The organism is Haloterrigena sp. H1, from assembly GCF_005938085.1.
In the GTDB taxonomy this organism is placed as follows: domain Archaea; phylum Halobacteriota; class Halobacteria; order Halobacteriales; family Natrialbaceae; genus Natrinema.
Window position 1 is genome coordinate 1487863 of record NZ_SMZK01000001.1, and the last position, 13041, is coordinate 1500903.

At 62.4% G+C, this 13041-nt stretch carries 11 protein-coding genes; 2 read left to right on the forward strand and 9 right to left on the reverse strand.

Annotated features, from left to right (window positions below):
* Positions 1-77: 77 nt before the first annotated feature.
* From E2L06_RS07535 to E2L06_RS07545, 3 genes are all read right to left on the reverse strand, one after another.
* Positions 78-293 (reverse strand): hypothetical protein, encoded by a 216-nt coding sequence (locus E2L06_RS07535; RefSeq protein ID WP_138780129.1) that lies wholly within the window; start codon positions 291-293, stop codon positions 78-80.
* Positions 294-556: 263 nt separating this feature from the next.
* A complete protein-coding gene (locus tag E2L06_RS07540; protein ID WP_138780131.1) occupies positions 557-1567 on the reverse strand; it encodes a Gfo/Idh/MocA family protein in 1011 nt (336 codons plus the stop codon).
* 1387 nt (positions 1568-2954) lie between these two features.
* On the reverse strand, positions 2955-5210 hold the full coding sequence (locus tag E2L06_RS07545) for an NADP-dependent malic enzyme (protein ID WP_138780133.1): 2256 nt from the start codon (positions 5208-5210) through the stop codon (positions 2955-2957).
* Between the two features lie 243 nt (positions 5211-5453).
* On the opposite strand from E2L06_RS07545, the gene rdfA reads away from it, so the two are divergent.
* Together rdfA and E2L06_RS07555 are read left to right on the forward strand one after the other, a co-directional pair.
* Entirely contained in the window at positions 5454-6077 is a 624-nt protein-coding gene (gene rdfA / locus E2L06_RS07550) for a rod-determining factor RdfA (protein ID WP_138780135.1), read from the forward strand.
* Between the two features lie 39 nt (positions 6078-6116).
* A complete protein-coding gene (locus E2L06_RS07555; protein WP_138780137.1) occupies positions 6117-8066 on the forward strand; it encodes an archaea-specific SMC-related protein in 1950 nt (649 codons plus the stop codon).
* Between the two features lie 27 nt (positions 8067-8093).
* Here E2L06_RS07555 and E2L06_RS07560 read toward each other — a convergent pair whose 3' ends face one another.
* The 6 genes from E2L06_RS07560 to E2L06_RS07585 form a co-directional block, all read right to left on the reverse strand.
* Positions 8094-8654 carry a hypothetical protein gene (locus E2L06_RS07560; protein WP_138780139.1) on the reverse strand — a complete coding sequence of 187 codons (561 nt, stop codon included), beginning with the start codon at positions 8652-8654 and terminating at the stop codon, positions 8094-8096.
* 86 nt (positions 8655-8740) lie between these two features.
* Complete coding sequence (locus E2L06_RS07565) at positions 8741-9370, reverse strand: metal-dependent hydrolase (protein ID WP_138780141.1); 630 nt, start codon at positions 9368-9370, stop codon at positions 8741-8743.
* Positions 9371-9522: 152 nt separating this feature from the next.
* Positions 9523-9945: a CBS domain-containing protein gene (locus tag E2L06_RS07570; protein ID WP_138780143.1), complete on the reverse strand. Its 423-nt coding sequence runs from the start codon at positions 9943-9945 to the stop codon at positions 9523-9525.
* Positions 9946-10272: 327 nt separating this feature from the next.
* Positions 10273-10608, reverse strand: a complete 336-nt coding sequence (locus E2L06_RS07575; RefSeq protein ID WP_249361380.1) for a hypothetical protein — start codon at positions 10606-10608, stop codon at positions 10273-10275.
* Positions 10608-11609: a cytochrome d ubiquinol oxidase subunit II gene (locus E2L06_RS07580; protein ID WP_138780145.1), complete on the reverse strand. Its 1002-nt coding sequence runs from the start codon at positions 11607-11609 to the stop codon at positions 10608-10610. The genes E2L06_RS07575 and E2L06_RS07580 overlap by 1 nt, the downstream gene beginning before the upstream one ends.
* Positions 11602-13026 carry a cytochrome ubiquinol oxidase subunit I gene (locus tag E2L06_RS07585; RefSeq protein WP_138780147.1) on the reverse strand — a complete coding sequence of 475 codons (1425 nt, stop codon included), beginning with the start codon at positions 13024-13026 and terminating at the stop codon, positions 11602-11604. The genes E2L06_RS07580 and E2L06_RS07585 overlap by 8 nt, the downstream gene beginning before the upstream one ends.
* Between the last annotated feature and the right edge of the window lie 15 nt (positions 13027-13041).

Here is a 13041-nt window from a genome sequence, read left to right on the forward strand (position 1 = left end):
GAACCACCACTGCACCCATGATCGGACGACCTGCTTGAGGATGTGACAGTCCGTGCCCCCGGGATGGGGGCCGGCAGTCAGGCGTACTTCGGACGCTCCGTCGTGTGCTCGACGTCGCCAGTGACTGTCTCCTCGTCGCGATCCTCGTCGTACATGTATTGACCAGTCGCTCCACAGAGGGTACACTCGTAGGTCTCGGAGATCTCGTTGATCATCTCACCGTCCTCGAAGTAGACCCGGCTCTGGGTTATCTGCAGGAACTGGGCGGTCTCACAGTTGGTGCAGGTGATCATACCCGTTCGATGGCCACCACCGGTTGTAGTTATCCGGCTTGTAACCGAAAGTGGGTGGCTTCTATGGGGGTATTATCTGTCTCTCCCGTTCAAATCGGGTGGCGATAGGAGCCACCCCCTGTATCCGGAGACTCGGCCGGGAGTAATCACTTCGTACCCATAGACGGAACCGGGTTCAGTCCCGAATACAGCTCGACCGATCCGACGGAGGAAAAACAGTTTTCCCGGCGAAATAAGAGTATAAACATCACACTTCTCGTCGGTTATCGATCGACGGAGATTCGATCGCCCGTTCGCGCCGCCTCGTATGCAGCCTCGGTCAGCGCGATCACCCGGAGTGCATCCCGAACCGTCGCCGGCGGTTCGATCCCGTTCGCGACGCTCTCGATGAACGCGTCCGCCCGGGTCTGCTCGCTGCGAGGATCGACATAGGGAACATACTCCCCAGCGTCGGCGTCAACTTCGACGACTTCCCGAGAGCCCCACTGAGTACCCTCGAGATAGATCGCTCCCTCGGCGTCCCAGACGTGAACGTGCTCGCGAACCGACGGAGCGTCGCCGTGGAACGCGAACGTGCCGGTCGCGCCGTTCTCGAAGCGCACATCGAGGTGTGCGCGCCGGTCGACTCGCTGCTGGTCGTCGTGGAAATCCATACTCGCAGCGACCGACGTCGGCTCGAGACCGGTCGTCCAGAGGACGCCGTCTAGCACGTGGCTACCCGTGTCGTAGAGGAATCCGCCGCCGGACAGGTCGGGATCGAGTCGCCAAGTGTCCCACGACTCCTCGATCCAGCCCTGCGTGATCGAGGCGGTCAGCCACTGCGGATCGCGACCGGCGAACCGTCTGCGGGCCGTTCGAAATGCCGTTTGCAGGTGGCGCTGATAGCCGACCATCACGATTCGACCGCTTCGTTCGACGATCTCGACGAGTTCGCGTGCTCGCCCGAGGTCGGTGGTCAGCGGTTTGTCACAGTAGACGTGACAGCCCTGCTCTAGCGCGGCACGGACTTGCTCGTAGTGGAGCGTGTGCGGAGTTCCGACGAGCACCGCGTCGAGCGGCGCGTTCGCGAGCATCCGCTCGTACGACGCATACTGCCTGTCTTCGGGAACGTCGAACGCGTGACCGACCTCGTCGCGAACGTCCGCCTCGAGATCACAGATCGCGCTGACGGTCGCGTCCGAGTGGCGGTGAAACTGCCCGCCGACGGTCGTTCCGATGTACCCGAGTCCCACGATGCCGAGTCGAAGTGGCCGTTGTCGACCCCCGTCGCGCATACGATCTGAACGGACCGTAGCACTATCGTTCTGAAGGCGTCGCAAGCAAGCAACCACTGGCCGCCAATCGTTCGGGATCGTTTTGTGACTGCTCACCCGACTCGAGATCCGGGCTGCGGACGGACGGCCGCCGGGAAGTAACAGGATGCTACACGGCGTTACACGCTGCCTGCGTGTGGTTCGAGACCACTACGCCGTGCCAAGCGGCTGCATAACTATTGGTGAACCGTGCATCGACAAACGTGCGGGGTTGCAAACCCCCGCCGGGTACACGCTCGGCCCAAGCGACGTGCGAACAGCCGATTGCGTGCGTTCGTGCCCGGATCGCTCGGACGTGGACTCGCCCCCGCTTCGAGTACGCTCATGTCTCTCACGCCCAGGGCGGCTCCCCCGCTCCGCCCGGGTTTCCGATACACGACTCAAAGAGCGACGGCTCACGACTGGGATAACGACGGTTCTGGAGTCCGGCAGCGGCTGTGCAACCAGGATGTCTGTTCTTCTTTTCCTGATCGGCGACGTCATGAGCAGCTCAGTCTCTCGCGATCCGACTGCCTGACCACTGCCGTGACTCGAGCGTGTCGTCAGCTCCCGTGTCACGATCGAGTTATGTCCTTGAGACGTACCGTCTATTGCTTATCATGAAATTAGATCTATCTTATAGAATTCGACACCTATCAGAATGCGAATGAATGCAGTACCGAAACCAACCAAAGCAAAATAATCACCGCACTTATGTCCGATTATATATTGTATAATGGGAATTAGTGCCCGTCTGGCGATATATATGTCGAATGGACTGTCGGTAACCATTTGGAACTGAGGTCGATTATACGGAGAGGTGAATCGCGACTGTCCAACAAATACGCAGTAATATGCCTGCGATGAAAAAGAGAAGAAGTTCTGAAGACTCCCAGTATGGCGGTTTTAGTGATCCAGTGACATGATTACGTACGGCTGGGTCTGACAGATGGTCCTCGGTGAGCAGACCACTATCTATCAGTATTTCGTCTATTATGTAAAACAGATAGCTATAGTACTGTCCGTAATAGCGACTGCCCACAGTGCGGGGTACTCCGTTGGCCATCACCAGCACGGCTGGCACGGACGCCAACCGAACGCCGTTCGACTGTCTCGTTCAGGATTACATCCATATCAATGTAATTGACTTCTGCCTTCCGAACAGATTTCGTGACGCCGCTCTGAGATGAGTGTCGGGCACCCCTTCATACGGACTTCTGTCAGTCATTTCCGGTGCAACCGCGACCCACACACTGCAGTTGCACCGGTAACTCGGTACAGCAGACCGTATCACTGTAGGCTCGGTCCCTGGTGGCCGCTTGCGCCTGATGATCGAATGGTTGCAATTCTGGCGAATCGCGTTCGCCGGTCAGGAATCGTCGCTCTGGGCGTCGACCGTCGCGACGGCCGCGAGGTTCACGATGTCTTTGACCTCGTCGCCGCGCTGGAGGACGTGAACCGGCTCGTCCATGCCGACCAGCATCGGGCCGATCGCGTCGGCTCCACCGAGCCGCTGGAGCAGTTTGTAGCCGATGTTGCCGGCCTCGAGGTTCGGAAAGACAAGCACGTTCGCGGGCTTCTCCAAATCGCTGAACTCGTAGGTCCCGGTTAGCATTTCCTCGAGGACGGCGGTGTCGGCCTGCATCTCGCCGTCGACGGGGAAGTCGATCGACGGGTCCTCGCGCAGTCGGCGAGCCGCTTCGCGGGGTTTGCGGGTCCCCTCGTTGTCGACGCTGCCGAAATCGGAGTACGAGAGGAGCGCGGCGCGGGGTTCGACGTCGAACCGGCGGGCCAGTTCGGCGGTATGGCGGGTAACCTCCTCAAGGACGTCCGAATCGGGGGCCTGATTGACGGTTGCGTCGGCCACGAAGACGACGCGGTTCTTGAACGTGAGCATGTAGACCCCGGCCGCGTAGTCGGCGTCGTCGGCCGTGCCGATCACCTGCAGCGGCGGGCGCAGCGCCGACGGGTAGTGATTCGTCAGCCCCGTCAACATCGCGTCGGCGTCGCCGCGATCGACCATCACACTCCCGAAGTAGTTGGTATCGTCTCGGATCAGCGACGTGGCCTCACGATGGGTGATGCCGCTTCGCTTCCGGCGCTCGTAGAGATGCTCGGCGTAGGCCGCGTACTCGCCGCTCGTTGGATCGACCACGTCGGGCTCGAACTCGAGGTTGAGACTTCCAACCGTCTCGCGGATCTCACTCTCGTCACCGATCAGAACTGGCGTTGCGATTCCGCGGTCGACCATCTGCGAGGCTGCACGGATGATCGTCTCGTCGGTTCCCTCCGCCAGCGCGATCCGTTTCGGCTCGGACTTGGCCTTGTTGAGCACGACGCGCATCATCTCGCGGGACTTCCCGAGGCGGGCCTCGAGTCGTTCGACGTACGCCTCGAGATCGAGATCGACGCGGGCGGCACCCGACTCGATCGCTGCGCGGGCGACCGCGGGAGCAACTTCGAAGAGGACGCGCGCGTCGAGCGGCTTCGGAATGATGTACTTCGGGCCGAACTGCAGCGGTTGATCGCCGTAGGCTTTGACCACTGCGTCGGGCACGTCCTGTTTCGCGAGGTCGGCCAGCGCCTTCGCCGCTGCGACTTTCATCGCCTCGTTGATTTCGGTCGCGCGGACGTCGAGCGCGCCGCGGAAGATGAAGGGGAAGCCCAGCACGTTGTTGACCTGATTGGGGTAGTCAGAGCGCCCGGTCGCCATGATGACAGTGTCGTCGCGGGCCGCTTTGGCTTCCTCGTAGCCGATCTCGGGGTCGGGGTTGGCCATCGCGAAGATGATCGGGTCGTCGGCCATCGAGCGGACCATCTCCTGGCTGACGATGCCGCCGGCAGAGAGGCCGACGAACACGTCCGCATCGACCATCGCGTCCGCCAGTTCTCCGTCGAGGCGGTCCTGCGCGAACTCTCGGTTGTACGGGTTGAGATCGCCGGCTTCGGCCCGCTCGGTCGTCAGAATCCCGTCGATATCGCACATCGTGATGTTCTCCCGCCGGACGCCCAGCGAGACGTAGAACCGCGCCGTCGCGACCGCTGCTGCACCCGCGCCCGCGAACGTCACCTCGAGTTCCGCGAGGTCTTTGCCCGAAATCTCGACGGCGTTGAGCAGCGCAGCCCCGCTGATGATGGCGGTGCCGTGCTGGTCGTCGTGGAAGACGGGGATCGAGAGGCGTTCGCGGAGTCGTTCCTCGATGGCGAAACACTCGGGGGCTTTGATGTCCTCTAAGTTGATCCCGCCGAAGGTCGGCTCCATCGCGGCGACCGACTCGACGAACGTGTCGGTGTCGTCGTGGGCGAGTTCGATGTCGAAGACGTCGATGTCGGCGAAGCGCTTGAACAGAACACCTTTCCCTTCCATGACGGGTTTCGACGCCTGTGCGCCGATGTCGCCGAGGCCGAGCACGGCCGACCCGTTCGAGATGACACCGACGAGGTTTCCCTTCGTCGTGTACTGGTAGGCAGCGGTCTCGTCGTCAGCGATCTCGAGACACGGCGCGGCAACACCCGGCGAGTACGCAAGCGAGAGATCACGCTGCGTGTTCGTCGGCTTCGTCGTCGCGATTTCGATCTTGCCAGGTGGGTCGTTCTCATGGTACTCGAGCGCGTCTTCGTCCATTGATCTATCCGTGTGTCGCCGCTGCACCGGTAAAAGTGTACGGTTGTAGTCGAATATCCTGCTAACCGAAAACATACGTCGATAGAGCCGCCAGGTCGTGTCGGGAGTCATCCGTGACCAGGCAGTACTCGTCGCGGCTGTTTCCACTCGGTCAGTTCGGTAGCCACCCACCGCTCGTTCGGGACGCTTGCGACTGCTGTCCCAATCACAACATTTGTACGGTGGGCATCACTGCCATTCGGTATGGCTGACGACTCGAGTCGCCGCCAAACCAAAGTCGAACGCGTGATAGACGAGTACGGCCTCGAGTCGTGGGGTGACCGTCTCGAGGCGGCGTGGGTCGGCGACGGGATGGAGCGAACGAGCCTTCGAGATCTCGCTGACGAGTTCAATCGGGCCGTCCTTCGAGCAGCCATCCGCGACGCCGGTGGGTCGGTGCTCGATTCCGACATCGACCCGCTCTACCGGACGCTCACCGACGACGATGTCTCTCGATCCGACGCGGTCAGAAAACGCCGCGAACTGGAACGAACGGGCGTCGACGTCGATGCCGTCAGGTCGGACTTCGTCACCCACCAAACGATCTATACGTACCTGACGAACGTTCGCGATGCGTCGCTTCCCGAGACCGACACCGAGGACCGACTCGAGCGAAAGACGGAAACGATCCAGCGACTCGCTGGCCGAACGCAAGTCGTCACCGAATCCACCCTCGAGGAGTTAGGGAAGGCAGCGGAGATCGCAGACCGAGACTACGAGGTGTTCGTCGATGTCCGGACGATCTGTGGCAACTGCGGGGCGGATTATCCGATCGCCACGCTCCTCGAGCAGGGTGGCTGTGACTGTGACGCCGATGGACAACTGTAACCAAACAACATTTATATTCGTTGGCGAGAACCACCCCTCGTGTCATCTCCAGCGTCAGTCACCTCCTCGATTACCGTTCTGGCGGAGAATATCGGCGGTATCGATAGCACCGAGGTCACACTCACACCCGGCGTGAACGTGTTGACCGGTCGGAACGCGACGAATCGAACGTCGTTTCTCCAGACGATCATGGCGGCGCTGGGGAGCCGTCACACCTCACTGAAAGGTGACGCAGACGCCGGTCACGTCGAACTGACGCTCGACGGCCAGCAGTACACGCGCGTGCTCGAGCGACGAAACGGCGAGGTCGTCTTCGACGGCGATCCCTACCTCGACGATCCCGAGCTAGCTGATCTCTTTGCCTTCCAACTCGAGTCCAACGAAGCGCGCCGCGCCGTCAGAAACGGCGACGACCTGCGCGAACTCATCATGCGCCCGATCGATACGGACGAGATCGAGGCCGAAATCGAATCCCTCGAGGCCGACAAACGCGACCTCGACGACCGGCTCGAACACCTCGCACAGCTCGAGACCGAGCTCCCCGGGCTCGAAGAAGAGCGAACCGCCCTCGACGACGAGATCGAGTCGGTAACCGACCGGATCACCGACCTCGAAACCGACCTCGACGAGTTCGAACTCGACATCGAGGCGAGCCACGCCCGGAAAGACGCGATCGAGTCGGCGTTTGCCGACCTCCAGGCGGCGCGAACCGAACTCGAGTCCATCGAATACGATCTCGAGACCGAACGGGAGAGTTACGCCGAACTCGAGGCCGAACGCGACGACCTTCAGGCGGAACTGGCCGCCCTCGACGACGAGCAGACGTCGCCGGACCGACTCGAGGGGCGGATTCAGGAGCTTCGCGCTCGGAAGCGGTCGCTCGATACGACCGTCAGCGAACTCCAGAGTGTGATCCGATTCAACGAGGATCGACTCGGGGACGACGGCTTCGAGGTCGAACTCGAGGAACCTGCCGACTCGGAGACCGAAACCGACGGCGACATCACCGAGCAACTTCTCGCCGACGACGTCGTCTGCTGGACGTGTGGCTCACACGTCGATCGCGGCCGGATCGAGTCGACACTCGAGCGGCTCCGATCGCTTCGCCAACGAAAACTCGACGAACGGAGCGAGTTGCAGGTGCAACTCGACGACCTCGCGAGCCGTCGGAAAACGCTTCGTGAGCGAGCGCAAAAACGAGGTGAACTCGAAACGCGACTTTCGGCGATCGAGAACGATCTCGAGCGCCGACAGCAACGCATCGAGGAACTCGAGGCCGAGCGCGACGAGCAGCGAGCCCGCGTTACTGACCTCGAATCGGACGCCGACACGTTCGAGAACGCGGAGTATGGCGACGTCATCGAGACTCACCGCGAACTGAATCGCCTCGAACTCGAACGCGAGACCATCGAGGCCGAACGCGACGACCTGCAGGCTCGAATCGACGAGATCGAGGCCACCCTCGCGGACCGGGGCGACCTCGAGGATCGACGCGAGACCGTCGAGGAAGCCCTCACCGAGTGTCGGACCCGCGTCAACCGGCTCGAGGAAACCGCCGTCGACGCGTTCAACGAGCACATGGACTCGATTCTCTCGTTGCTCGAGTACGAGAACCTCGATCGCATCTGGATCGACCGCCGCGAGAAGACGGTCCGTGAGGGTCGTCGGACGGTCACGAAAACGACGTTCGATCTGCACATCGTCCGCTCGACCGCAGACGGGACGAGCTACGAGGACACGATCGATCACCTCTCGGAGAGCGAACGCGAGGTCACGGGCCTGATCGTTGCACTCGCCGGTTATCTGGTTCACGACGTCTACGACGTCGTTCCGTTCATGCTGCTGGATTCGCTCGAGGCGATCGACGCGGATCGGATCGCCGCCCTCGTCGAATACCTTGAGGAATACGCCGACTGTCTCGTCGTCGCCTTGCTCCGTGAGGACGCCGAAGCGCTCTCGGACTCGTATTCGTACGTGCGGGAGATATAGACAGCACGCCACTGCGGGGCGCACACGCTACTCGTCGGTCTCCGTCAGGTTCTCGAGGAAGGCGTCGCCGAGGATGACCACCAACACCGCGCCGATGAGGTCGAACACGAGATCGAGGGCGGTGTCGACTTTTCCGTAGGATACGAGCAGCGGTTCCCAGCCGAGGCGGTTCGCCGTCGCGTGGATGGCGTACTCGCCGATCTCCCACAGGACGCCGGCGCAGGTGACGACGCCGATGACTCGAGTGTGGGGTTCCCGATCGTTTCGACGGGCCGCGGCGAAGGTGAGGCCGCCGAGTAGCGTCGCCGAGTGGGTGTGTGTCATATGATCCCACCACCAGACGTCGTCGTAGGGACCGAGCATGCCGATGGCGTGGGTGAGCATCGCGCTGTTGAGATATACGCGTTGCCACGGCCGGAAGGTCACGTCGTATCGGCGCTCGAGGTGGCCGGGGAGGTACGTCGCCACAAGCGCGATGAGTGCGTTGACGATCGCTCCCGGATCCCGCCGCCGGTACCCGACAGCGACCACGGCGAGAAGCGAATATCGGATCCCACGTTCGGCCTCTGTCGCTACCGACGTTTGCATGTGTTTGCTCACAGATTACAGCCAGATCTGATAAGACTTCCGACAGAAATCACGTCCGTGCATCGTTCGACCGATGCCGCCGGCGATCAGTCGATGTGGTCGGGGATGTACCGTGCGGGCAGCCGCGCCAACAGATGGTCCGGAATCGTCTGCAGCAGATAGCCCGCGATCAGCACCTCGGCGATCGCCGGGAGCAGTCGTCGCACGGCGGTATAGACGACCGCGACCACCACAGCCGCGCCGACGACCGCGCGGAGGCCCCCCTCGAGTGCGAACAGCAGTGGGCCAGCGACGGCGATCGAGAGGACCAGATCCTCGGGTGCACCGTCGTACCGGATCCATCGCCGCGGCGCGAGCCAGCGGTCGTGGTGATGGTTGTAGACGGCCCGGCTCGAGGTCGCTTCCCAGGGTCGGAGCTCGAGTCCGCCGCCGAAGACGTCCATCACGCTGTGGGTGGCCGCGCCGAGGAGTACCATCGCTGCGGCGATCGTCGCCGCCGTCGGGACGACCACGGCGACCGGTGCTGCGACGGCGGTGAGTGCCGAGTAGTAGACTGGATAGTGTAGCGTCTTCCGGTGACCGATGTACATATCCAGATCCGGAATGAGGCCACCGAGTAGCCCTGCCGTGAGCGCGACGTTGGCGTGCTCGGGAGCGGCGACCGCGACGGGGAGTGCAAGCGCCAGCCCGACGAGCACGTGCGTTGGCAGCATCATTGTGTTACATTACAGGCGACACAACCCTTTGAGTATGTCGGTTAGTTTGCTATGTCGACACGAACCGTACGAGTGTCGATATCGCTGTCGACGTGCCGGTATGGCAGTCGTCATTGGGGTAGGTACATCAGCCGGCTAAGTCCGCCATACATTCAGTACGGAGGTCGCTGTTGCCGGATGACGCCTGCGAGCTCCTGTTGTTCGTCCGCGAGGAGTTCGTTGAGGTCGTCGATCGTGATGATGCCTGTTAGAGCGCCGTCCGAGTCCGTCACGGGAAGCCGTCGGACGCCGTGTTCGCTCATCAGTTCGGTGGCGTGGTAGAAGCCCGCTCGATCTTCGATCGTACACAGGTCTTCCGACATCACGTCTTCGGCGACGACCTGGTTCGGATCGGTTCCGGACGCGAGAAGTCGCATCACCAGATCGCGATCGGTCACGATCCCGACCGGTGCGCCGTCGTCGGTAATCACGACGCAGCCGACACCTTCGTCTTGCATCGTCGTTGCAAGTTCCTGAATCGATTCGTCGGGCGCGGCCGTGACGATGTCGCTTCGTGCGAGATTTTGCACTGGCATGGGTGGCTCGTACGGTCTGCTGTCAGTAGGTTGCTGCTCCGGTAACTCGTGACAGCAGACCGTATCACTCGTCGGTCCCACGACCAGTAGCATAATCCCTCGCAGCTATCAACGTTCCAATGTGATCGGCGGTTTCCGTGATTTCATTTTGCGACCGATCGCAGGCACGTCCTCGAGAGAGCTGCAGACTCTCAGCAATGCGCGGCGGTGAGAGCGGGCCGGGCGCTCGCCGTCCAGTATGCGGTCCGAGGTGGTGCTGTCGTTCTCGTCGGTCGACCCGTTTCTGTCGGTTCACGCTGTGTGGCTCCGCCTGCCGTCGTGGATGGACTATTCCGGTGACCGGGCGGGCCGTTCCACCCGGAGCCATTCCTTGACGAGTTCGTTGACATTGTGAAAGACGATGGCGACGCTCAGCAGGGTCGTCAGCAGATAGATCACGAAGCCGGGCGGGCCGCCGATCGACACACCGAGGATGCCGCCTAAGATGCCGACGACGGTGAGCTCGAGCCACGTGACCAGGATCCGCGATCCGAGTCGGGGCGGTGACGACTGTGGCGTCTCTGAGTCGGTCGGTGACCGACGTTCGGATCGATCGGGTGCGTCCGCGTCGCGAACGTGGTGGTCGCTGTCGTCGGAACGGCTGTCGTCGTCCTCGAGTGCCATCAGTACGACTCACCCGCTTCGATCGGGCCGCTGAACGCGGTGTAAAGGACGCCGAAGTAGACGAAGACGAGCGGGAGCAAGATCGCGGCTCCGATGGACATGAGATTGAGCGGGAGCGTCGAGACGATCGCCGTCTCGACGGTTAGGCCGCTGGCTCGATCGATTTCGGGATACATCAGCCCGGCGACGACGCTGACCAGTGCGAAGACGAGCCCGGCGGCGCTTGTAAACGCGACGTAGTAGCGATCCGCCCGTGTCGCTGCGGCGTATATCCCGGCGAGGACGACCGTCACGACGACGAGCCCGACAACCGGAATGGAACGCAACGCCGGCCGCAGGTCGGGTGCTGTCGCGTAGATGTAGCCAAGCGTCACCACGAGCAAGCCGAGGTACGCACCGAGTGCGCGGTAGCCATCCGTTTGGAGGTCCGCGCGCAGGTCGCCCCGCGTTTTCAATCGAAGGAAGGCCACGCCGTCGACGACGGTCAGCGCGACGACCGCCAGCCCGACGACGACGCCCGGCAGCGTCAGGATCGCCGTCGCGCCGAGCAGCCAGTTCGCCGTAAACATTCCCAGAAAGAACGGGGCAGTGAGGCTGCCGACGACGAACGCGCGTCCCCACCAGCGCTGCCATGCGTCGTCGTGGCGCTGTTCGTACATCTCCGGCGCAAGCCCTCGGATGATGAGTGCACCTAAAATCGCGAACATCAGCAGGTAGTACCGGCTGAAGAGGTTGGCGTAGACGGGCGGAAAGGCCGCGAACAGTGCGCCACCGAAGACGACGAGCCACACCTCGTTGCCGTCCCAGAACGGTCCGATCGCGGCCAGTAACTGCTCGCGCTCGTCGCCGTCGGCACGTGTCGCGAACAGCGCGCCGACCCCGAAGTCGAACCCATCGAGAAACAGAAACATCGAAAAGATGAAAAACACCAGGCCGAACCACAGGTCTGCCAGCGGCAGCCCGAACAGCGGCTCGCTCGCGAGCGTCCCGGTGTCAGTCATCAACGCTTACCTCCGAGGTGGGTGTCTCCGGCGTCTCTCGCACCGCGAGGTCCTCCCCATCGGGTGGACCGGCCCGGATGATACGAGCGATGACGTACGTATAGAGCATGAGCAGTCCGAAATAGACGACTGCGAACCCAGCGAGCGTCACCGCGGCTTCGCCACCCGTCAGCCCCGGCGAGACGCCCTCGCTCGTCTGCAAGACGCCCTGAATCACCCACGGCTGGCGACCGACTTCCGTGACGATCCAGCCCAACTCGACTGCGAGGATGCCAAGCGGTGCCGAGGCCATCAGCGCCTTGTGGAGGAGGTCGTCCTCGAGCAACTCACCCCGCCACCAGCGGTAGCCACCCCAGACGGCGAGCAGGATGAACCAGAAGCCGAGTGCGACCATGATCCGGAACGACCAGAAGACGAGCGCGACGGGCGGCTGGGGACCGGGGAATTGCTCGAGGCCCTGGATCGTCGCCTGCGGGTCGCCGCCGCTGGCGAGCCACGACGCGCCGCCGGGGATGCCGATGCCGAAGATGTCCTTGGCCCGCGGATCGAGCAGGTCCTGGATGCTCGTCGGGAACGCGACGATGTACTCGGGGACGTACGAATCGGTCTCCCAGACGGCCTCCATCGCGGCGAACTTCTGTGGCTGGGTCTCAAAGACGTGGCGCGCGTACAGGTCGCCGTGAAACACCTGCAACGGCGCGGTGATCAACAGCGCGATGAGGCCGAACTTGAGCGTCGTCTCCCAGAACCCGATGTTCTCGACCGGATACCCCCAGACGTGGTGTCTGAAAACGAAGTAGGCACCGAGACCGGCCATGAACAGCGCGACTGATTCGACGGCGGCGTTTTGCATGTGGACGAACATCCACGGGAACCGGGGATTCGCGTAGGCCGCGATCGGATCGACCAGCTGGACGATCGGCTGGCCGTTCTCGGTCGCCAATTCGTAGCCCCGTGGCGTTTGCATCCACGAGTTCGCAATGAGAATCCAGACCGCCGATAGCCACGTTCCGAGGGCGACGGCGACCGCAGAAATCATGTAGAGCACGTTCCCGACGCGCTCGCGACCGAAGACAAAAATCCCCAGAAACGTCGCCTCGAGCATGAACGCCATCATCCCCTCGAGCGCGAGCGGGCCGCCGAACAGTTCGCCGGCGGTCGTCGAAAACGCCGCGAAGTTGGTCCCGAACTCGAACTCGAGGACGATCCCCGTCACGGTGCCGACGACGAAGCTGACGGCGAAGATCCGGGTCCAGAACCGACGTAACTGCTCGTAGATGGCGGCTCCAGTGCGAAGTTCCTTCCACGTGAAGTAGACGAGAAACGGGGCGAGCCCCATGCTCATCACGGGGAAGATAATGTGGACGATCGTCGTGAGTGCGAACTGCAGCCGACTGCCGGTAACTGGGTCGATCATGTCGGAACGCTCGAG